Annotated in this window: 18 protein-coding genes; 9 read left to right on the top strand and 9 right to left on the bottom strand. The window is 71.7% G+C overall.

All coding sequences use genetic code 11. The annotated features are described in order from the left end of the window. Window positions 1-102: 102 nt before the first annotated feature. Complete coding sequence (locus tag OG841_RS22595) at window positions 103-603, top strand: signal peptide protein (RefSeq protein WP_328639845.1); 501 nt, start codon at window positions 103-105, stop codon at window positions 601-603. Window positions 604-664: 61 nt separating this feature from the next. On the opposite strand, the gene OG841_RS22590 is transcribed toward OG841_RS22595, so the two are convergent. Next, window positions 665-2,266 carry an alpha/beta hydrolase gene (locus tag OG841_RS22590; RefSeq protein WP_371566693.1) on the bottom strand — a complete coding sequence of 534 codons (1,602 nt, stop codon included), beginning with the start codon at window positions 2,264-2,266 and terminating at the stop codon, window positions 665-667. 257 nt (window positions 2,267-2,523) lie between these two features. On the opposite strand from OG841_RS22590, the gene OG841_RS22585 reads away from it, so the two are divergent. The 4 genes from OG841_RS22585 to OG841_RS22570 all read left to right on the top strand — a co-directional run bounded on the left by OG841_RS22585 (window position 2,524) and on the right by OG841_RS22570 (window position 7,600). Continuing rightward, a complete protein-coding gene (locus OG841_RS22585) occupies window positions 2,524-4,728 on the top strand; it encodes an MMPL family transporter (protein ID WP_371566692.1) in 2,205 nt (734 codons plus the stop codon). Between the two features lie 94 nt (window positions 4,729-4,822). Then, a complete protein-coding gene (locus tag OG841_RS22580) occupies window positions 4,823-6,052 on the top strand; it encodes a sensor histidine kinase (RefSeq protein WP_328639848.1) in 1,230 nt (409 codons plus the stop codon). 93 nt (window positions 6,053-6,145) lie between these two features. Continuing rightward, window positions 6,146-6,949 carry an inositol monophosphatase family protein gene (locus tag OG841_RS22575; RefSeq protein ID WP_371566690.1) on the top strand — a complete coding sequence of 268 codons (804 nt, stop codon included), beginning with the start codon at window positions 6,146-6,148 and terminating at the stop codon, window positions 6,947-6,949. 120 nt (window positions 6,950-7,069) lie between these two features. Next, window positions 7,070-7,600: a TerD family protein gene (locus OG841_RS22570; RefSeq protein WP_328639850.1), complete on the top strand. Its 531-nt coding sequence runs from the start codon at window positions 7,070-7,072 to the stop codon at window positions 7,598-7,600. Window positions 7,601-7,633: 33 nt separating this feature from the next. Here the strand turns inward: OG841_RS22570 and OG841_RS22565 are convergent, their stop codons facing one another. After that, window positions 7,634-8,962 (bottom strand): hypothetical protein, encoded by a 1,329-nt coding sequence (locus OG841_RS22565; RefSeq protein WP_328639851.1) that lies wholly within the window; start codon window positions 8,960-8,962, stop codon window positions 7,634-7,636. Between the two features lie 231 nt (window positions 8,963-9,193). Between OG841_RS22565 and OG841_RS22560 the strand changes: the two genes are divergently transcribed. The 3 genes from OG841_RS22560 to OG841_RS22550 all read left to right on the top strand — a co-directional run bounded on the left by OG841_RS22560 (window position 9,194) and on the right by OG841_RS22550 (window position 11,279). Continuing rightward, the gene (locus OG841_RS22560; protein ID WP_037706913.1) at window positions 9,194-9,415 is read left to right on the top strand and encodes a hypothetical protein; all 222 of its coding nucleotides are present in this window, start codon (window positions 9,194-9,196) and stop codon (window positions 9,413-9,415) included. 379 nt (window positions 9,416-9,794) lie between these two features. Beyond that, complete coding sequence (locus OG841_RS22555; protein WP_371566687.1) at window positions 9,795-11,030, top strand: acyltransferase family protein; 1,236 nt, start codon at window positions 9,795-9,797, stop codon at window positions 11,028-11,030. Window positions 11,031-11,054: 24 nt separating this feature from the next. Beyond that, complete coding sequence (locus tag OG841_RS22550; protein WP_328639853.1) at window positions 11,055-11,279, top strand: hypothetical protein; 225 nt, start codon at window positions 11,055-11,057, stop codon at window positions 11,277-11,279. Window positions 11,280-11,331: 52 nt separating this feature from the next. Here the strand turns inward: OG841_RS22550 and OG841_RS22545 are convergent, their stop codons facing one another. From OG841_RS22545 to OG841_RS22515, 7 genes are all read right to left on the bottom strand, one after another. Continuing rightward, entirely contained in the window at window positions 11,332-12,423 is a 1,092-nt protein-coding gene (locus tag OG841_RS22545; protein WP_328639854.1) for a DUF3533 domain-containing protein, read from the bottom strand. A gap of 75 nt (window positions 12,424-12,498) precedes the next feature. Beyond that, complete coding sequence (locus OG841_RS22540) at window positions 12,499-14,934, bottom strand: SpoIIE family protein phosphatase (RefSeq protein ID WP_365116673.1); 2,436 nt, start codon at window positions 14,932-14,934, stop codon at window positions 12,499-12,501. Window positions 14,935-15,192: 258 nt separating this feature from the next. Continuing rightward, entirely contained in the window at window positions 15,193-15,495 is a 303-nt protein-coding gene (locus OG841_RS22535; protein WP_069759392.1) for an SCO5918 family protein, read from the bottom strand. Between the two features lie 124 nt (window positions 15,496-15,619). Further along, entirely contained in the window at window positions 15,620-17,056 is a 1,437-nt protein-coding gene (locus OG841_RS22530; RefSeq protein WP_328639856.1) for a DEAD/DEAH box helicase, read from the bottom strand. A gap of 185 nt (window positions 17,057-17,241) precedes the next feature. Then, entirely contained in the window at window positions 17,242-17,445 is a 204-nt protein-coding gene (locus OG841_RS22525) for a cold-shock protein (RefSeq protein ID WP_007383480.1), read from the bottom strand. A 249-nt stretch (window positions 17,446-17,694) separates the two neighbouring features. Further along, on the bottom strand, window positions 17,695-18,015 hold the full coding sequence (locus OG841_RS22520; RefSeq protein ID WP_328639857.1) for a MerR family transcriptional regulator: 321 nt from the start codon (window positions 18,013-18,015) through the stop codon (window positions 17,695-17,697). A 466-nt stretch (window positions 18,016-18,481) separates the two neighbouring features. Then, entirely contained in the window at window positions 18,482-19,078 is a 597-nt protein-coding gene (locus tag OG841_RS22515) for an NADPH-dependent FMN reductase (RefSeq protein ID WP_328639858.1), read from the bottom strand. A gap of 112 nt (window positions 19,079-19,190) precedes the next feature. Between OG841_RS22515 and OG841_RS22510 the strand changes: the two genes are divergently transcribed. Further along, window positions 19,191-20,027 (top strand): helix-turn-helix domain-containing protein, encoded by an 837-nt coding sequence (locus OG841_RS22510; RefSeq protein WP_371566681.1) that lies wholly within the window; start codon window positions 19,191-19,193, stop codon window positions 20,025-20,027. The last annotated feature ends 163 nt before the right edge of the window (window positions 20,028-20,190 follow it).

Below are 20,190 nucleotides of genomic sequence, written 5' to 3'. Positions count from 1 at the left end.
CCACGGAATGTCCACGAGATCCAGGCAACGTATTACTCCTCGTTGAGGTCTCCTCTACGGGTAACTCCTGAAACCCCCCACGCAACACGAGGAACAGTGAACGTGTCGAAGAGCACCAGGCGTCTCAAGATCGCATTCGTTTCCGTCGCCGTGGCCCTCGCGGGTCTGGCAGCCGCCGGTCCCGCCGCCGCGGCCGCCCCGGCCAAGCCTGCCGCGGCCGCCCCGGCCCAGCAGTCCGCCGTACCCGTCGACTTCGTGGACCTGCCCACCACGGCCCTCGGGGCCGACGGCGAGCGGCACGAGGTCACCGTCACCTACCGCAACGACTCCTCGGCGGACCGGACCGTCGCCCCCCAGCTCCTGGTGGAGTCGCCGGACGCGGGCCCCTTCCTCACCCCGTCGGACGTCCTGGTCGAGCAGCGCACCGCGCACGGCTGCTGGCGGCCGGTGGAGACCGCGAGCCAGACCGGCACGCTCTTCACCGACCTGACGACCGCTCAGCGCACGCTCCACGCCGGCGAGACCCTCACCCAGGTCTACCGGATCACGGTCGTCGACCCCGACGCCCGGGGCACCGTGCAGCCGAGGATCGCGCTGTACTAACCCGCTTGCCGTGACGGGTGAGGGCCCGGGGCCTCCCCCCGAGGCCCGGGCCCTCACGCTGTTATCGCAGCGAGCCGATGTGGTCGACCCGGTCGCTCACGCCGTTGCGGAGTTCCGTGAGCGTCGTACCGGGCGGAGCCACCGTCGGGGTGGACGACGGCGGTTGGGTCTCGTCCGCGCAACTCGCGCCGCGGGCCGGGACCTTCAGGTCCACCAGGTAGCCGGTGATCGCGTCCGACGCGCAGGCGCTGCGGCCGAAGGCGGTGTGCCCCTCGGCCCTGAAGGTGAGCAGACGGCCGTTGTCGAGCTCACGGGAGAGGGCCACCGCGTCCTGGTACGGGGTGTCCGGGTCACCGGTGTTGCCGATGACGAGGATCGGTGCGGAGCCCTTCGCGCGGAAGGAACCGCCGTAGCGGCTGACGTGCTCGCCCTTCCACTGCACGCAGGCCGTGGCGTGCTGGTGGTCGTAGGTCGGCGGGCCGTAGGCCATGGCCGGGCCCAGCAGCGGGGCCAGCTTGGCGTTGGTGGTGACCTGGTTCCTCAGGAGGGCCCGGTCGGTCGGGTACTTCTTGTCGACGCACTCGACGACGACGTTCGGGTTGAGGAAGTCGTAGCTCGCCGGGGACGGCGGCCGCAGCAGGAACGACGTGTTGTCGCGCTGCTGCGCCTTGCGCAGGGCCTCGCCGAAGGAGGGCCAGATGACCTTGCCCTCGTTGATGTTGAACATCAGCCGGTAGACGAGGGTGTAGCCGTTGGCCTGGCCCCCGTTGGCGGTGGGCACCGGGTTGGCGTCCAGGTCCGCCTTGAGCTTCTGGAACGCGGCCCACGGATCGCCGTCGCCGAAACCGCAGGTCGCCTGGTCGGCCTTGCACCAGTCCAGGAAGCGGCCCATCGCGCCGTCCAGGGCGAGGTATTGCGGCCGGTCGTAGGCGTAGGGCCGGTTGGTGTAGTGCTCCGGGTCGTAGGCCCCGTCGAGGGCGAGCGCGCGGACCCGGTCCGGGAACATCGCGGCGTAGACCGTACCGATGTAGGAGCCGAACGAGCGTCCGTAGTACGTGAGTTGGTCCTCGCCGAGCGCCTGCCGCAGGAGGTCGATGTCCCGGGCGACGTACTGGGTGCCGACGTACGGCAGCAGGTCGCCCGCGTTGTCCTGGCAGGCCTGGTCGAAGTCGGCGGCCTGCTGGACGGCGGGCTTGTAGGCGGCGGGGCCCGGGACGCCCTTGGCGGCGGTGACGGCCTTCGTGTACGTCGCGTCGTCCCAGCACACCACCTGGGAGCTGCGGCCCACCCCGCGCACGTCGTACCCGAAGACGTCGAAGTCCTCGCGCAGTGCGGCCGGCAGGTCGTCGTAGTTGCCGCGCACGAAGTCCACGCCGGAGTTGCCGGGGCCGCCGGGCTGCAGGAACAGCGTGCCCTTGCGCTTCGAGGGGTCGGCGGCCTTCTTGCGTATGACGGCCAGGGTGATGGTCCTGCCCTGCGGTTCCCGGTAGTCCAGGGGCACACGGGCGTCGGCGCACTCGAAACCGCCCTGGCAGTCCGACCAGGTCAGGGTCGGTACCGGGGCGGTCTCGTGCTGTTCGGAGGCCCACACCTGCGGCCCGGTGCAGGCCACGGCGAGCGCGCTCGCCGCGGCTCCGGCGAGTCTGAGTCGTCTGAACTTCACTGGTTCTGTTCCCCCTTGGGCTGGTCAAGCCTCAAAGAACTGGTGGTCTCACAGAGAACACACAGAGGAACACGCGTTCCGGTTCCCGCCGGGCCGTGAGGGAACGGAAAAGGCGGTAGTCCCGGAGGTGGACGCGGGGGCGGCCGCGTACTGCGTTCTCAGTAGCGGGGATTGTCGGCAGGCGCACGACGACTCGGCGGGTCTCGTCCGGCCAGTCTGGGTGGACCGTTCGGCACCAGATGTGGAGATCCCCCGCCGTGGCTACTTTCCTTTATCGCGTGGGCCGCCTGGCCTTCCGGCGACGCTGGTACGTCGCCCTGGTCTGGGCGGCCGTCCTGGCGGCCGTCGGGCTGGGAGCAGTGAAGGCGCCCGGCGCCGCCGACGAGGGGTTCTCGATGCCCGGCATCGAGTCCCAGAAGGCGTTCGACCTGATGGAAGAGCGCTTCCCGGGGGCCACCGCCGACGGCGCGACCGCGCGGGTCGTCTTCGTCGCGCCGAACGGTCAGAAGGTCACCGCCGCCGACCACAAGAAGGCCGTCGAGGACACCGTCGCCGACCTGGCCGACGGCTCCCAGGTCGCGAGCGCCGTGAACCCGTTCGTGGCGAAGGCCGTGAGCAAGGACGGCACGACGGCGTACGCGACCGTCACCTACAAGGTCGCCGCCGACGACCTCACCGACGCGAGCAAGGAACAGCTGGAGCACGCCCTCGAGGAGGCCCGGGACACCGGGCTGACCGTTGACGCGGGCGGCTCCGCCATGGCCGACGGCGGTGGCGCGGGCGGTACGGCCGAGGTGATCGGTGTCGCGATCGCCGCGGTCGTCCTCCTCGTCACCTTCGGCTCACTGGCCGCCGCCGGACTGCCGCTGCTGACCGCGCTCATCGGCGTCGGCGTCAGCATGGCCGCGATCCTCGCCCTCTCCGACGCCCTCGGCCTGTCCACCACCACCGGCACCCTGGCGATGATGCTGGGGCTCGCCGTCGGCATCGACTACGCCCTGTTCGTCGTCTCCCGGTACCGGGAGGAACGCGCCAACGGCAGGGCACCCCAGGAGGCGACGGCCCTCGCGGTCGGTACGGCCGGTTCCGCGGTCGTCTTCGCGGGTCTCACCGTCGTCATCGCCCTCGCCGGGCTCGCGGTGGTCGGCATCCCGATGCTCACCAAGATGGGCCTGGCCGCGGCGGGCGCGGTCGTCGTCGCCGTACTGATCGCGCTGACCCTGGTCCCGGCGTTCCTCGGCTTCTGGCCGAACGCGGTGCTGCGCCGCAGGGACCGCGGGCGGGCCCGTACCGGGGAAGAGGCCAAGGACAACGGTGGCACCCGCTGGGCCCGGTTCGTCCTGCGCCGCCCGCTGCCCGTGCTGATCCTCGGCGTGGTCGGCCTCGGCGCCCTCGCCCTCCCGATGACCTCCCTCCAGCTGGGCATGCCCGGCGACGAGGCCAAGCCGACCTCCACCACCGAGCGCCGGGCCTACGACGCGCTCGCCGAGGGCTTCGGGCCGGGCTTCAACGGTCCGCTGACCGTCGTGGTGGACGCGCGGGGCGACGACGACGCGCAGGCGGCCGCGGCGGCGATCTCGAAGGACATCGGCGCGACGAAGGGGGTCGTGTCCGTCTCCCCGGCACGCTTCAACGAGGCCGGCGACACCGCCGTCTTCTCGGTCGTGCCGTCCACCGCGCCGACCGACGAGAAGACCAAGGACCTCGTCACGGCCATCCGCGGCGAGCGCCCCGACATCGAGTCCGAGACCGGCGCGACCTACGAGGTCACCGGCACCACCGCGCTGAACATCGACATCTCCGAGAAGGTGCAGTCCGCGCTGGTGCCGTATCTGATCGTCGTGGTGGGCCTCGCGATCGTGCTGCTGCTGGTGGTCTTCCGGTCCCTGCTCGTCCCGCTGAAGGCGGCTCTCGGCTTCCTGCTCTCCGTCCTGGCCTCCCTCGGCGCGGTCGTCGTGGTCTTCCAGGAGGGGCACGGCGCCGGACTGCTGGGCGTGGAGACCACGGGCCCGATCATGAGCCTGATGCCGATCTTCCTGGTGGGTATCGTCTTCGGCCTCGCCATGGACTACGAGGTGTTCCTCCTCTCGCGGATGCGTGAGGCGTACGTCCACGGAGAGACGTCCCACCAGGCCGTCACCTCCGGATTCCGGCACAGCGCCCGGGTGGTCGTGGCCGCCGCGCTGATCATGATCGCGGTCTTCGCCGGGTTCGTCGGCGAGAGCGACTCCATGATCAAGATGATCGGCTTCGGCCTCGCCTCCGCCGTCCTGCTCGACGCCTTCGTGGTCCGGATGGCCATCGTGCCGGCCGTGCTCGCCCTGCTCGGCGACAAGGCCTGGTGGCTGCCGACGTGGCTGGACCGGATCCTGCCCAGGGTGGACGTGGAGGGCGAGGCGCTCACCAGGGGCGCCGCCCACCCCGAGCCCGCCCCCGCCGACCAGGAGGCCGCACGCGTCTGACTCCCACCCCTCACCAGGGGCCGCCCGTGTCGTGCGGCACGGGCGGCCCCGTTCCCTCACGATGGGTCCCTGAGACCACCCACCGGAGAACCCGATGACCACCAGCCCGGAGCGGCGCTACACGGACCGCCTGGAGGAGTTCGCGGACCGCCATCCGTTCCTCGTCGACCTGGCGCTGATCGCGGTACTGATGGGCTCCGCGACCCTCGGAGCCTCGCTCACCCTGCCCAACGCCGAGACGCCGGGCGACGACAAGACCGCCGTCCTCCTCCTGGGGGTCTCCTGCCTCGCCCTGTTCCTGCACCGCAGCCACCCGCGCGTCACCGTCGTGGTGAACGCGGTCTGCGCCGCCATCGTGATCGCACAGGGCTATCTGCTCACCCCCCTCCTCCTCGCCCCGGTCATGGCGTCCCTGTACTGGCTGGCCACCCGCACCGAACGGGAGACCATCCGCTCCTACGGCATCGCCACCATGGCGGCGCTGACGATCGCGGCGGCCGTGTCCGACTCCATGGACCACCTGTCGCTGCTGCTCCGCACGATCGGCCCGTTCTTCTGGCTGCTGCTGCCGCTGGCGGCCGGCACCATGACCCGGCTGCGGCGGGCCTATCTCGAGGCCACGCAGGCCCGCGCCGAGCACGCCGAACGCACCCGGGAGGAGGAGGCGCGGCTCCGGGTCACCGAGGAACGCATGCGGATCGCCCGGGAGTTGCACGACGTCGTCGCCCACCACCTGGCCCTCGCCAACGCCCAGGCCGGTACCGCCGAGCACCTCGCGCTGGTCAACCCGCCGCAGACCCAGCAGATCCTCCACGACCTCACCGGCACGACCTCCTCCGCGCTGCGTGAGCTCAAGGCCACGCTGGGCCTGCTGCGGCAGACCGACGACGAGGGCTCCGCACCGCCGGAACCGGCCCCCGGCCTCGCCCGGCTGCCCGAACTGGTCTCCTCGTGCGCCTCCGCGGGCATCACCGTCACCGTCGCCACCGAGGGGGAGCCGCAGCCCCTGTCGCCGGGCGTGGACCTGACGGCCTTCCGGATCGTCCAGGAGGCGCTCACCAATGTCACCAAGCACGCGGCCACCCAGACCGCGCACGTCCGCTTCGTCTACTCCGGCACCCGCCTGCTCATCACGGTCACCGACGAGGGCCCGCCCACCGCGGCCGCACCCGAGCCCGTGAAGGGCTTCGGCGTCATGGGCATGCGCGAACGCGCCCACTCCATCGGCGGCGAACTCCGGGCGGGGCCGCGGCCCGAGGGCGGCTTCGAGGTGAGCACCGCATTGCCGTTGCAGCCGTCGGTGAGCGGGGAGGAGGCGGGGTGAGGGGCGGGACATCGCGGCGGGACAGGACGGTGGGGCAGTGGCCGTCCGGGGTTCACCGGAAGGTCGCCGGTCGCCGGGCCCCGTCCCCGTAGGGTGGCCGGCATGGCTGACGTGGATCTCGACAGGGCCCTGGAGGTCGCGACGGAACTCGCCGCATGGGCGTCGCAGGCGATCCGGCGCCCGCGCGACCCGGGTGCCGAGGTGCGGGAGAAGGACGGCCCCGCGGACATCGTGACCGCCACCGACGAGGCGGTGGAGAGGCACACCCGAGAGGTACTCGGGCGGGCCTTCCCGGACCACGGGATCGTCGGCGAGGAGTACGGCACGTCGGAGGGCGCCGCCGGTGCCCCGCACTGGGTCATCGACCCGGTCGACGGCACCACCAACTACGCCCACGGACTGGGCTGGTGCTCCTTCTCGCTGGGCCTGGCCGCAGCCGACGGGACCCCGCTGCTCGGCGTGGTGGCGGACCCGTGGCGCGGCGAGACGTTCACCGGGGTCCGCGGCAGGGGGGCGTATCTGAACGGCACCCGGGTCCACGCGGCCGCCCACACCACCCTCACCGGTCATGTCTTCCTCACCGAGTGGGCGGCGCACGCCCATTGGCCCGGCATGGACGTCCTGCTCGCCGAACTCGCCGACCGGCACTGCACGGTGCGCGTGATGGGCTCCACGGCCCTCTCCCTCGCGCAGGTCGCTGCGGGCCGGGCGACCGCGGCCGCGATCGGCTCCTTCCACGCGGTCGACGGACTCCCCGCGCTGCTGATCGCCCAGGAGGCGGGAGCGGTGGCACTGCCCGAACTTCCCGCCCACAACCAGCCGTTGCTGCTCGTGGCGCCCGGCGCCGCCGAGGAGACGACCGACCTCTGGCGCAGGTCGGGGGCGGCGGCCGGCTGACGGCCTCCTGGAGGAGATCTGACCAGGAGATAACCGTCAAGGAGGTATCAAGAGGCTGCTCGGAGCACATACTTCAGCAAGCGGGAGGGTCCCGGGGGAACTCTGACGGGGAGCGGCTTGATGCATGCCGACGGTGTGGGTCTTGGCAAGGTCCAGGTGCGGCTCAAGTGGGACCCGAGCCCCTACGGGGAACCGGCCCGGCATCTCGACATCGTCGCCGCGACCTACGCGGTGGACGACCCGTACGGGCGGCCGGAGTACGTCGTGCACACCGAGAGCCGCTCGCCGGACGGCACCATCACCATGACCCGGCACAGCGAGACCGGCCTCGGCCTCGGGTTCGTCGAGGTGATGGAGCTGGAGTTCGAGCGCCTGTCGTCCGCCTACGGGCGGGTGGTGGTCGGCGTCGCCATCCACCAGACCGGCGGCCCCCGCACCTTCGGCGACCTCTCCCACGCCGGGGTGCTCGTCGTCGAGAACTACCGCCGGCTGCTGGCCGACGACTTCGCGGGCGTCGCGGACGCCACGGCCGCGACCATCGCGGAGTTCACCAGGGACGCGTCCGGCGCGTGGCGTCTCCAGGAGCTGATCCGGGGGTTCGACAGCAACCCGACGGGATTCATGGCGGAGATGGGGAACGTACGGGGATGAGGGGGCGGCCGCGGACCCGCCCCCTCACCGCCGTCAGGCGGACGGGTTGACGACCACCTTCGCCGAGTTGTTCCTGGTCCTCGGGTCGAAGGCGAAGGACGCGCTGCCGTCGTAGGGACGGACGACGACCCGGCCCGTGGCGTCGGGGACGACCTGGTCGACGCGCAGCCGGAACGGGAAGCCGACCTTCAGGTCGGGCTTGGTCCAGGTCGGCAGGGTGCACACGTAGTGGGGGACGGCCGGGTCGTCGGCGGAGGACCGGGCGGTCCGGCAGGTGCTGGGCACGGACGTGGCGGTGGTGCCCGGCGGGAGGTAGTAGTCGATCGCGGGGACCGGGTCTCCCGAGGCGACGTCGGCGACCCAGGCCGGGCCCCGGTTGACGAAGCGGAAACCGGCGTCGACGGTGTCGCCCTGCGCGCCGCTCACCTCGGTGCCGTGCACGGCGAAGTCGGCGGTGTTGTCGGCGTCGATGTGCCAGGCGCGGCCGTTGTCCGAGGTGTCGAGGTCGGAGACGTCACCGCCGGGCTCGACCTCGTAGTCGAACCGCTCGTACAGCGCGTGGTCGGTGACGGCGAGCCGCAGCGGCTCGGGCAGCTCCACGCCGGCGCCGGGCGCGACGTCGGTGTCGAAGGAGCAGGTCACGTACGTCATGGCCGGGTACTGGTTGTCGGCGTCGTCCGGGCCGGTGGAGGTGCACTGCGGGTAGCGGGTGCTGACGTCGAGTCCGTACGTCGCCCACAGCTTCACTGTGAAGCCGTGGGCGGTCTCGTTGCCGGTGTTGGTGACGGAGAACGGCACGGTGAGGTCGGTGCCGGGCGCGACGCCGGTGACGTCCTGCGGGGCGGTGACGCCGAGGTCGGGTCCGGAGCCGACAGTGACGAAGGTCTCAGCGGAGTACTCCGGGGCGGTCAGGGTGCCGTCGGGGCCGCCGGTGGCCGTGGCGGAGTACTCGATCGCGCCCTGCGCGCCCACGGCGGCGCCGGCCACGGCCCGCACCTTCAGCTGCAGCTGCGGGCTGTAGCGGATCGGCACGTCACCGGTGTCGCACACGGCGACGGTACCGGCGTCGTCCGGCACGCAGTTGCCGGGCCAGGCGATCTCGGCGACCCCGGCGAGCCCGGAGGCGTCGACGGTCAGCCGCCCGTCGGTCACGGTGAAGGCGCTGTTGTAGTGCTGAAGCCCGAGCGCCATCGACCGGTACTGCGCCGCACCGCCGTCACCGGGCGCGACGACGACCGCCTGCTCGTACGGCGCCTGGATCTCCAGCCCGTCGCTCTGCGCCGCGTCGTCGGCGAACGCGACCCCACTCCCGAGCCCGGCGACGACCAGCGCCCCCACGACCCCGGCACGAACAAAACTCATGACATACCCCACATGGGACAAAAGGACCCCGGCGCGGTGCTCCGGTACCGGGCGCGAGTTGGACGACGCGGCCGGAGCGAAAGTTGTAGGTGGGCAGGGGGTTCTTACCGATTTCTTGATCGGCCGGAGCGGGGGTTGCGACGCGCTACACGGTCCGTAGCCCGTCCGTGTTCGAATCGGGACCTGGACAGACGGAGCGGGCGGGGCCGCCGTAGGCGCATACTGAGGAGGATGACAAAGCCTGCTGCACCGAAGCGTCATTTGCCCACCAGTCCCTTCAAAGCCCCGGTCGCCCCCGCGCCCAAGCACTTCGCCGTCGGCGACCAGGTCACCCACGACATGTACGGCCTCGGCCGGGTGATCGGCGTCGAGGACGGAATCGCCGTGCTCGTGGATTTCGGCTCGTCGCAGATGCGGATCCTGAGTCCGTACTCCAAGATGACCAAGCTGTAGGAGAAAGGACCCCCTCTCATCGATCTGACCTCGCTGTTCTCCGCTCCGGAAGGGCAGCCCCAGCGCACCCCCGTGGCTCTGCCGCCTCCCACCACGAACCCGTTCCAGGCCCCGGACTTCGGGGAGGACGAGGACGAGGACTTCCCGCGACCCGAGGCGGCCTAGCTCGTTTGGAAGCGCTTCTGGGTCGGGCCGCCTCCCTGGCCCGCGCCGTACGCGCTGGCTAGGGGGCATGGGCCTTGTCGGCGATCGACCGCTCTTGTCATGAACACGTCACCTTTCCTCACAGTCCACGCCCAGAGAGGCATGCGAGCGCGATTTCCGGTTAGGCGCACCGGGATTACTCGATTCAGCGGGCAGGTGAGAAGAGATCTCTTTCATGGCGAAGGCACCGGACTCGACGGCCGCGGCGGAAACGGAGCAGGAAGGAGCGGATACGGCGGTCGGCGTCCGCAGACCCCCAGCCCCGGTCGCACCCCGTGCGAGCCGGGGTTTTCCGTCCGCGGTGTCCCGCACCGGCCGGGTGAGCGGACTGGACGGACTGCGTACCCTCGCCGTCGCGCTGGTCATCGTCCACCACGTGGAGCCCGATGTGCTGCCGGGCGGCGCGGTCGCCGTGGACGTCTTCTTCACCATCAGCGGCTTCGTCATCACCCGCCTGCTGCTCGCCGAGTACGTCCGCCGCGGCCGCATCTCCCTCATGTCCTTCTACCGGCGCCGGTGGCTGCGGCTCGTCCCCGCGCTGCTGGCCCTGTGCGCGGTCTGCGCGCTGCTGGCGTCGACGACCTCGCTGTGGGGATTCGACGGCTCGCTCCAGGCCGCGGGCCTGTCGGCCGCCTTCCTCACCAACGTCGTACGGGCCATGGAGTCCGGGCCGTACTCCGACCTCACCAGCCCGCTCGCGCACACCTGGTCGCTGGGCGTGGAGGAGCAGTTCTACCTGCTGTGGCCGCTCGTCCTGCTCTTTGTCCTACGACGGTTTCGCGCCCGTACGGTCCTCCTGTGCACGGCGGCCCTGTGCGTGCTGCCGCTGCTGTGGCGGTGCGTCCTGTGGAACCCGGAAGCGGCCCACCGCATCTACAACGGCACCGACACCCGCGCCGACCAGCTGCTGGCCGGCGCCCTGGTCGCCGTGGCCCTGGCACGCCTGCGGTCCGACGACCCCCGCCTGGCCCTCCTGCGCACCTGGTCCGGCCGCCTCGCGTGGCCGGCGCTCGCCCTGCTGGGGCTGGTCGCCTGGCAGGTACCGGTGACGGAGGACCTCGGCGCCTGGACGGCCGCGTGGTACACGGTCGGCTTCCTCGCCGTGGCGGCCCTGTCCGCCACCCTGGTCACGGCGCTCGAACTGCGCCCCGAGGCCCGTATGTCCCGCCTGCTGGCGCTGACCCCGCTGGCCTGGGTGGGCCGCAACCTGAGTTACGGCATCTATCTCTGGCACTACCCGGTCGTACGGCTGCTGGCCTCTCTCGGCGTGCAGGAGGGACGGCTGGCGGCGACGGTGGTGCTGACGCTGCTGATGGCGCTGCTGTCGTACTACGCCATCGAGAGGCCGTTCCTGCGGAGGGCGCGGGTGGGGAGGGCGCCGGCGCCGGCCCCGGCACTGGCGGTGACGTAGGGCACCGTTTCCTACACTCGCGGGATGAACAACTACACGTGCACCCACTGCGGCACCGTCGGTCTGACGGACGGTTTCATCGAGGACGCCGGCGAGCACTCGCGCGGGTACGCGCGTTGGATCGAGGGCGCGTTGGAGCGGGGGATCTTCGGGGGCGCCAAGCGGATGGGGCGCCCCCGACGGCAGATAGCGGCCTTCCGCTGCCCCAAGTGCGGACACCTCGAACTGTTCGCCACGGACGAGGTGTAGCCAGACTTCGTGAGGTGTTCAACCCGGCGTAGGCAGGTGTCCTGCCGCCCCGTCAGACAGCCACCGACGCCTCCGTCGCCGAGTCGGTCGCTCGGCCTTCCCGCCACCAGGACGCACCCCACGCCAACACCGCTCCGCCCACCGCGTACGCCCCCAGCACCCACAGCGCCGAACTCGTCGCATGCCCGGAGAAGTACACCGTGTTGCGGACCAGCGTCGTCCCCGCCCCCGGCGGCAGTGCCTGGCCGATCGCGCTCCAGAAGGCGGGGAGCAGCGGGGCCGGGTAGACGCCGCCCGAGCTCGGGTTGCCGAGGACCACGAACAGCAGGATGACCAGGCCCGTGCCCAGCAGGCCCAGCAGGGTCTGCAACCCCAGCGCCGTCGCCGCCGCGGCCATGACCGTGAGGGCTCCGATCGCGCTCAGGGCCCAGAAGTGGCCGCCCAGGGCGTCGAACACCGGGCCCACGATCACCGCTCCGGCCACGCCCGACACGACCGCGTACGGGATCAGGGCCGCCAGGCGGATCAGGGTGCGGTGGCGGTTCGCCGGGCGGGAGCCGGACGCCATGCCCATGATCGTCGCGGTGAGGTAGCCGCCGATCACCCAGCCCAGAACCAGGTAGAAGGACGTCATGCCGCGGCCGTCACCGGAGTTGGGGGAGCGGATGTCCGTCACGGTGATCCGGCGTTTCTCCGACGCCTCGATCTTCTGGGCGATCTGGGTCGCCGTCTGGGAGACCGACGGGCCACCCGCCGACGCGACGAGCAGGGTGTCGTTGGTGCCCGTCGCGTTGAAGAGGAAGGCCGCGTCCGTCCGGCGGGTCAGGACCCACTCGCGGGCAACAGCCGTACTGGAAGCCGCCGTCGCCTTCACCGGGTCGCCGTCCAGGGCGTTCAGCTGGGCGACGATCTTCGCGGACGCCTGTTCGGGGGCCACCACGGCCACGGGGATCCGCTGGGGGGTGGGGGAGTGGAAGGCGCCTACGTACGAGACGACGAAGGCCAGTTGGACCAGCAGGCCGCCGAGGACCAGACCGAAGGCCCTGAGCGTCACGGCGTCCTTGAACTCCGCCGCGAAACCAGGGAACTTGGGGGCCGACGCCGTGGGGGGTCTGCCTGAGGAAGGGCTGGAGGGTGCGTTCACGGGCGCATCGTCGCACAGGCGGGTGAATTCACCGTTCCATTTGCCGTCCCGTGCACATCGGGCAACCCGGGGAACCTAATCGACCGGTAACCCCAGCTCCGCCCAGATCGTCTTCCCCGTGGCCGTCTGACGGCTCCCCCACCGCTCCGCCATCTGCGCGACCAGCAGCAGCCCCCGCCCACCCTCGTCGAACACCCGCGCCCGCCGCAGATGCGGAGCCGTACTGCTGCCGTCGGACACCTCGCAGATCAGCGCCGAGTCCCGGATCAGCCGGAGGACGACCGGGTCGTCGCCGTAGCGGACGGCGTTGGTGACCAGCTCGCTGACGATCAGTTCCGTCGCGAAGGCCGCGTCGTCCAGCCCCCACGCCGTCACCTGCTCGCTCGCCGACTTCCGTGCCCGCGCCACCGCCGCCGGGTCGCGCGGGAGCTCCCAGGTGCGGACCTTCCCGGTGTCCAGGGCCGATGTGCGGGCCAGCATCAGCACGATGTCGTCGGCGGGACGGGCCGGCAGGACCGTCCGCAGGACCCGGTCGCAGGTCTCCTCCAGGGGGCCCGCCTTGTCGGCGAGCGCCCCGCGCAGCAGGTTCAGGCCGACCTCGATGTCACGGTCGGCCGCCTCGACCAGGCCGTCGGTGTAGAGGGCGAGCAGGCTGCCCTCCGCCAGCTCCACCTCGACGGACTCGAACGGCAGGCCGCCCAGGCCGAGCGGGGGGCCGGTGGGGAGGTCCAGGAAGCGGACCTCGCCGTCGGGGGTGACCACGGCCGGTGGCGGATGGCCGGCGCGGGCCATCGTGCAGCGTCGGGAAACCGGATCGTAGACCGCGTACAGGCAGGTGGCCCCCACCTCGCCCGGCGTCGGGGCCTCAGCCCGCCCGCCGGCCTGCGGCCCTTCCTCCCGGTCGAGCCTGACGACCAGGTCGTCGAGCTGGGTGAGGAGCTCGTCGGGGGCGAGGTCCACGTCCGCGAGTGTCCGTACGGCCGTCCGCAGACGGCCCATCGTCGCCGAGGCGTGGATGCCGTGGCCCACCACGTCGCCCACGACCAGGGCGACCCGGGCGCCGGACAGCGGGATGACGTCGAACCAGTCCCCGCCGACGTCCGCGCCGGAGCCCGCCGGGAGATAGCGGTACGCCACCTGCATGGCCGCCAGGTCCGGCGGGCGGTCGGGGAGGAGGCTGCGCTGGAGGGTGAGCGCGGTGCGGCGTTCGTGGGTGTAGCGGCGGGCGTTGTCCACGCTCACCGCCGCCCTCGCGACGATCTCCTCCGCGAGCAGCAGGTCGTCCTCGCTGAAGGACTCCGCCGTACGGTGCCGCAGGAAGTGCACCAGGCCCAGGGTGACCCCACGGGCGCGCAGCGGCACCATCATCACCGAGTGGATCATGTACCTGGTCACGGACTCGGCGCGGCCCCGGGAGGACTCGATCCACTGCTGCATCCCGGGGTCCCCGGCCGCCGTCAGGGTGCCGCGGCCGGCGATCAGGGCCCGCATCGGGGGTGTGTCCACCGGGTAGAACGTCGTCGCGCCGGTCGGGACCACCGACTCGGGGCAGCCGGCGAGGACCGACCGCTGGGCCGTACGGCGCAGGGTGACCGGCTGGTTCGGCGGCACCGGTTCCGGTTCCTCACCGAGTGCCACCGACTCCAGCAGGTCCACCGTGACGAAGTCCGCGAAGCCCGTCACCGCCACCTCGGCCAGCTCGTCGGCGGTCCGGGCCACGTCGAGGGTGCTGCCGATGCGGAGGCTGGCGTCGTTGAGGATGGCGAGGCGACGGCGGGCCCAGTACTGCTCCGTGGTGTCGAAGACGGCCGCGGACACGCCCCGCACCGCCCCGCTCTCGTCCTTCAGCGGAGAGAGGAACATCGACCAGGCGTGGTTGCGGACCTCGCCGGGGGCCTGTCCGAAGTTCTCGTGGAAGACCGGCTCGCCGGTGCGCAGGACCTGCCGCTGGAGGCGGTCGTACTCGTCGAAGGGCGGGTTCGGCTCCATCTCCCACAGGGTCAGACCGCGCATCTCGGCCACGCTGCGGCCCATCACCTGGGTCATGACCTCGTTGGCCGACACCAGCCGGGCCTCACGGTCGTACACCGCCACCGGCACGGGCAGCTGCGCGAGCGTGAGGTCCCACAGGGTCTCCGCGTCCGCTTCGACGGGCCCGGCCACATGCTCCGGGGCCGCGGGGGTCACCAGCCACGGCCGCCCGCCGTCGCCGTCCGCGAGCGGTGTCCCCATCAGCCGTACGACGACACGGCCGCCGTCGCGGTGCCGCAGTGCCACCTCGGTGGCCCAGCGCCGGCCCACGGCCACATGGCGCCGCCCGGACTCGGGCAGGTCGGCCGCGAGCAGTCCGGCCGCAGGACGTCCTACGACCTCTTCGGCCTCGTATCCGAGCAGTTGGCGCGCCCCGGCGCTCCACACCGTGACCGTCCCGCCCGCGTCGACGACGACCGCCAGGTCCTCGGGTACGCGTCCGTCCACGGTGCCTCCGGGTGTGCTGCCCCTGCTGTCCATGCCCCCAGCGTCCCGCCGCGCAGCTCCCGGCTCAAGCGATGACAGAAGGCACGCGAGGGCAGGAGGCGCACGGCGGCTCTGCCGTGCGGTGCCGCAGTCTTGCACGGGGTGGCGGGGCCGGGATACGGAACGGAGTGATCTCGGCACAAGGAGTGCGCTGGTCCAGGCCTGCCGGCGAGCCCCGTTGATCGTGCGCCGGGGCCGGGTCGTACTCCTGCTCCGGCAGACTCCGCGGCTACGGCCGTGGTGACCGGCGGGTCAGCCCAGCGGGGTGTCGGCCCAGGGGAGGGACGCCGACGGGTCGTTGAAGGCCTCCGGGCGGGGCGGCTGGACCTCGTGGCAGGTGAAGCCGAGCCGGGTCAGGGCCCTGCTCACCTCGTTGGCGGTGAAGTCGCGGCGGTCCTGACGGGTGATCACCTGGCCGACCTGCTTGACCGGGTAGACGTGGCGGCCGACGGTCACACACGTGCCGGTGGCGGGTTCGGGCTGGACGCCCTCCATCGACCTCTCGACCTCGCTCATGGTCAGGTCGAAGGGAAAACGTGCGATGACGATGCGCATGGTGCCTCCACGGGGAGCGGTCGGGACGTGACGGTGAGAACGGCCAGGGTGCGGCCCTGTTCGTCTCCTTCTCGACGGGGACGCCGGTGGCGCGGCCACCGGACCCCGTCCGTGGGTCGTACGGCTAGCGGCTGGTGGGGGTGGAGCGGCGGCGGCTGCCCCGCGAGGGCCGCCCGCTCCGGCTCCGCCCGGCGGCCCCGGACCGCTTGGGCTGCTCGGCGGCGGCCGGGACGGGGAGGGTGACGGGCACGCCGGAGGGAGTGCGGGCACCGGTGATGCGGTTCAGCTCGGCCTCGCCCGGGCGGACCCGGGTGGTCTGCGCGGAGACGCCGGCGTCGGACATCAGACGGTCCACCGCGCGCCGCTGGTGCGGCAGGACCAGGGTGACGACCGTGCCGGACTCGCCGGCACGGGCCGTACGGCCGCCGCGGTGCAGGTAGTCCTTGTGGTCGCCGGGCGGGTCGAAGTTGACGACGAGGTCGACGTCGTCGACGTGGATCCCGCGGGCCGCGACGTTGGTGGCCACCAGGACCGTCACCTGGCCGTCCTTGAACTGGCCGAGGGTCCGGGTGCGCTGCGGCTGGGACTTGCCGCCGTGCAGCGCCGAGGCCCGCACACCCACCGACAGCAGGTGCTTGGCCAGCCGCTCCGCCGCGTGCTTGGTGTCCAGGAACATGATCACGCGGCCGTCGCGGGCGGCGATCTCGGTGGCGGTGGCGTGCTTGTCGTCGTCGCGGACGTGCAGGAGATGGTGCTCCATGGTGGTGACGGTGCCCGAGGAGGGGTCGACCGAGTGGACCACCGGGTCGTGCAGATAGCGGCGCACCAGCAGGTCGATGTTGCGGTCGAGCGTGGCCGAGAACAGCATCCGCTGGCCGTCGGGACGGACCTGGTCGAGCAGGTAGGTGACCTGAGGCATGAACCCCATGTCGGTCATCTGGTCGGCCTCGTCCAGGACGGTCATCGTCACCTGGCTCAGGCTGCAGTCGCCGCGCTCGATGAGGTCCTTGAGCCGGCCGGGGGTCGCCACGAGGACCTCGGCGCCGGCCCGCAGCGCGGACGCCTGCCGGCCGATCGACATGCCGCCGACGACGGTCGCCGCGCGCAGGCGCAGCGCCCGCGCGTAGGGCGTGAGCGCGTCGGTGACCTGCTGGGCCAGTTCGCGGGTCGGTACGAGGACCAGGGCGAGCGGATGCCGGGGCTCGGCGCGCCGGCCGTCCAGGCGGGCGAGCAGGGGCAGACCGAAGGCGAGCGTCTTGCCCGAGCCGGTGCGGCCACGGCCCAGGACGTCACGGCCGGCCAGGGAGTTCGGCAGGGTCGCCGCCTGGATCGGGAAGGGAGTGGTCACGCCCTCGGCGCGAAGCGCGGCCTGCAGACGCTCGGGCAGGTCGAGATCGGCGAACGCCTCCACCGCGGGCAGCGCCTCGGTGACGGTGGTGGGGAGGGTGAACTCACCGCCGGGTGCGGCGGCCGGGCGCGAGCGCTGGTGGCTCGCTCCACGGGAGGAGCGGAAACGGGACGTGTTGTTCCCGTTGTTCCCGGTGCGGCGGGTGCGGTTCATGGGAGGGGAACCTTCCTCGATGCGTGCGGCACGTGTCGAGGAATTCCTCCGGGGCGCGGCGAAACCGCACGAGAATTCGCAAGAAAGAGCCGGGGAGAAACGAAGAAAATCAGATTCTTCGGGACAATGGGACAGGGCCCGCACCCCAAGAGTGCGGGCCCCAGCCGTGAAGATACGCGTCAGCGTCAGGCGGGAACGATGTTCTCGGCCTGCGGGCCCTTCTGGCCCTGCGTGACGTCGAAGGTAACCTTCTGGCCTTCCTGAAGCTCGCGGAAGCCGGAGGTGGCGATGTTCGAGTAGTGCGCGAACACGTCGGCGCCGCCGCCGTCCTGCTCGATGAAGCCGAAGCCCTTTTCCGCGTTGAACCACTTCACGGTGCCAGATGCCATATTGAATCTCCCTAGGGGGCAGTGCCGGGACCCGCACTGTACGGACCCCGAGTCGCCGCGATGGACTCCCCTCCGGAAGACCGGAAAGACGCCGGGGAACTTCATAGAAATTCTCCGGAAACCAAAACTGCAACTTTTATCACGGTAACACACGGTAGGTGGGCGGATCTACGTCGCCCCGAATTCTGGTGGCGACCGGGCTGAAAACTTCGCCGCGCCCCGCACGTGAATCTGTTACGGCCGCGACAGTTATTTGTCCGGTCGCCGACTCATCGCCTCGTTCAGGCGGAGGGCCTCGGCGAGCCGGTCCTCCAGGGTGATGATGCGGCAGGCCGCCTCGACGGGGGTGCCCTGGTCGACGAGTTCACGGGCCCGGGCGGCGATACGCAACTGGCCCTTGGAGTACCGGCGGTGACCGCCCTCCGAGCGCAGTGGCGTGATCAGCTCCGCTTCGCCGACGGCCCGGAGGAAGGCGGGCGTGATGCCGAGGATCTCGGCGGCCCGCCCCATCGTGTAGGCGGGGTAGTCGTCGTCATCGAGATGGCCGACGGGAGAGGTCTCGGCGGGCATGGCACCTTCGTTTCGGGGGCGCTTCCAGGGGCCCCGGCGGGCTCGGCACCGAAACGGTCCCCAGGTGGTCACAACCCTAACGGCGGCGTGCCCGCAAATGTGACGCGGCCGCGGCAGACTTTTGCGGTCCGCTGAAGATCCCGGGGAGCGGCCGCGACACGTGGGGTGATCCACAACGCATCTTTCGCGGGGGTGCTCCCGGGTGCCTCCCTGTGTCCTCCGCGTCCTCCGCGTCCTCCGTGCCCGCCGGTGCGTGCCCGCCGGGGGCGCACCGGGAGGGGGGATGCGGTGGCGGGCCGGTCCGGGGCCGTCGAGCGGGACGTGCGCCCTTGCCGCCTGCTCGCGTCGAGTAGGGAGTGGCCTTGCGCGCTGAGCGGGGGGCGGCTGCCCGGGCCGCCGCCCCGGGGCCTCCGGCTGGTCGGCGTGCCGGGGTCGTCGAGCCGGACGTGCGTCCTCGACGGCTTGCTCAGGCCGGGTAGGGAGTGGTCTCGCGTGCTGTGCGCAGGGCGCCTGCCCACCAGGACAGTTGCTCCAGGAGGGTCTTGGCGTAACCCGCGGCCTCGGGGTCGAGGGGGCGGCCGTCCTGCCAGGCGGTGAAGTAGTTGGGGAAGGCGAGACCGTCGCGGATGGTCACCGCGTGCAGTTCGGTCAGGACGTTCTCCAGGTGCAGCACGGCGTGCCGCCCGCCCGCCGCGCCGCCGTAGCTGACGAAGGCGACGGGCTTGGCCGTCCACTGGGTGAAGTGCCAGTCGATCGCGGCCTTCAGGGACGCGGGGTAACTGTGGTTGTACTCCGGCGTGACCACGATGAACGCGTCGGCGTCCGCCAGAGCCGACGTCAGCGACTCCATCCCGGTCGGCCGCGGGTAGTCGTCCCCGGCGTACTTCGGCGACACCGCGGGCAGTGACAACGGAACGTCGATCCCGGCCAGATCGACGACCTCCACCTCGAAACCACCGTGCGCCGCGGCCTGTTCGGCCACCCATGAGGCCACGACCGGTCCGAACCGTCCCTCCCGGACGCTTCCGACGATGACCACCAGCTTGTGCTTGTCGTTTTCCATGCCCACCACGATCGGATCCCGCCGAGGCCGCAGCCAGACCGGGTTCAGGCTGGCCCCCGGAGGGCCACCCTGAGCTCTCGGCGGGCGGCGGGGGCCGTCCTATGCTCGGGCCATGGGGACACCTCTGGGGGATTTCATCCGTGCCAAGCGGGACAGCACCCAGCCGGCGGATCTGGGCCTGCCCGACCGCGGCCGCCGCCGGTCACCGGGGCTGCGGCGAGTAGACCTCGCCGCCCGGGCCGGCATCAGCGTCGAATACCTGACCCGGATCGAGCAGGGCCGCGACCGCAACCCCTCGATCGCGGTGGTCAACGCGCTGGCCGACGCGCTCAGCCTCGGCCCCGCCGAGCGCAACCACCTGCGCTATCTCACGAAGATCAGCGGCGGTGAGTGCGTCGCCCACACCCGGCCCGCCCCGCCGCCGCGCCAGGTACGGCCCTCCGTCCGGCGGACGCTGCGCCTCCTGGAGCCGGGTATCGCGCTGGTGACCAACCGGATGGGCGACGTCCTCGCCCACACCAGCGCGTTCGAGGCGGTGACGAACGGGACCGGACTGTTCGACTCCGACACCCCGAACCTCACCCGGTACGTCTTCACCGACCCCCGTGCCCGGTCGTTCTTCCCCGACTGGGACGACGTCGCGGACGAGCGGGCCTTCGACCTGTGGCTCGGCCCGTCCCTGGACACCTACGAATGGTTCACGGCGGAACTCGCACCCCTCGCCGGCCCCGACCTCACCCGGCGCCTGAACCAGCACGTCGTTCCGCAGCGCGGGGATCTCCGGCTCCACCATCCCTCCGGACGCGAACTCCGGCTGGTCCGCGAGACGCTCGAACTCGCCGCGGACGCACAGCAGTTGGTCGTGCTCCTCCCCGCGGACGAGGCGACGGCCCAGAGCGTCGACGACCTACGCCGTCCGGCCCACGGCGGACTCCGTGCCATCTCCTGACGAGAACGCCACCCGGAGGCCGGGCACCTGATGCGGCGCCCCGGGTGAGCGCAGCCCCGACAGGAGACCGACTCCACCGCCCTCGAGGCCGGCTCGCATCCTGGCGAGGGCTCGGCGCCACTCGTCCCGACGCCACCCCTCCGCCGGTCGCCCCGTACTGCGG

The organism is Streptomyces canus (assembly GCF_041435015.1).
Taxonomy (GTDB): domain Bacteria; phylum Actinomycetota; class Actinomycetes; order Streptomycetales; family Streptomycetaceae; genus Streptomyces; species Streptomyces canus_G.
The sequence above is the reverse complement of the archived record's forward strand: the minus strand, read 5'-3'. Positions and strand labels throughout refer to the sequence as shown.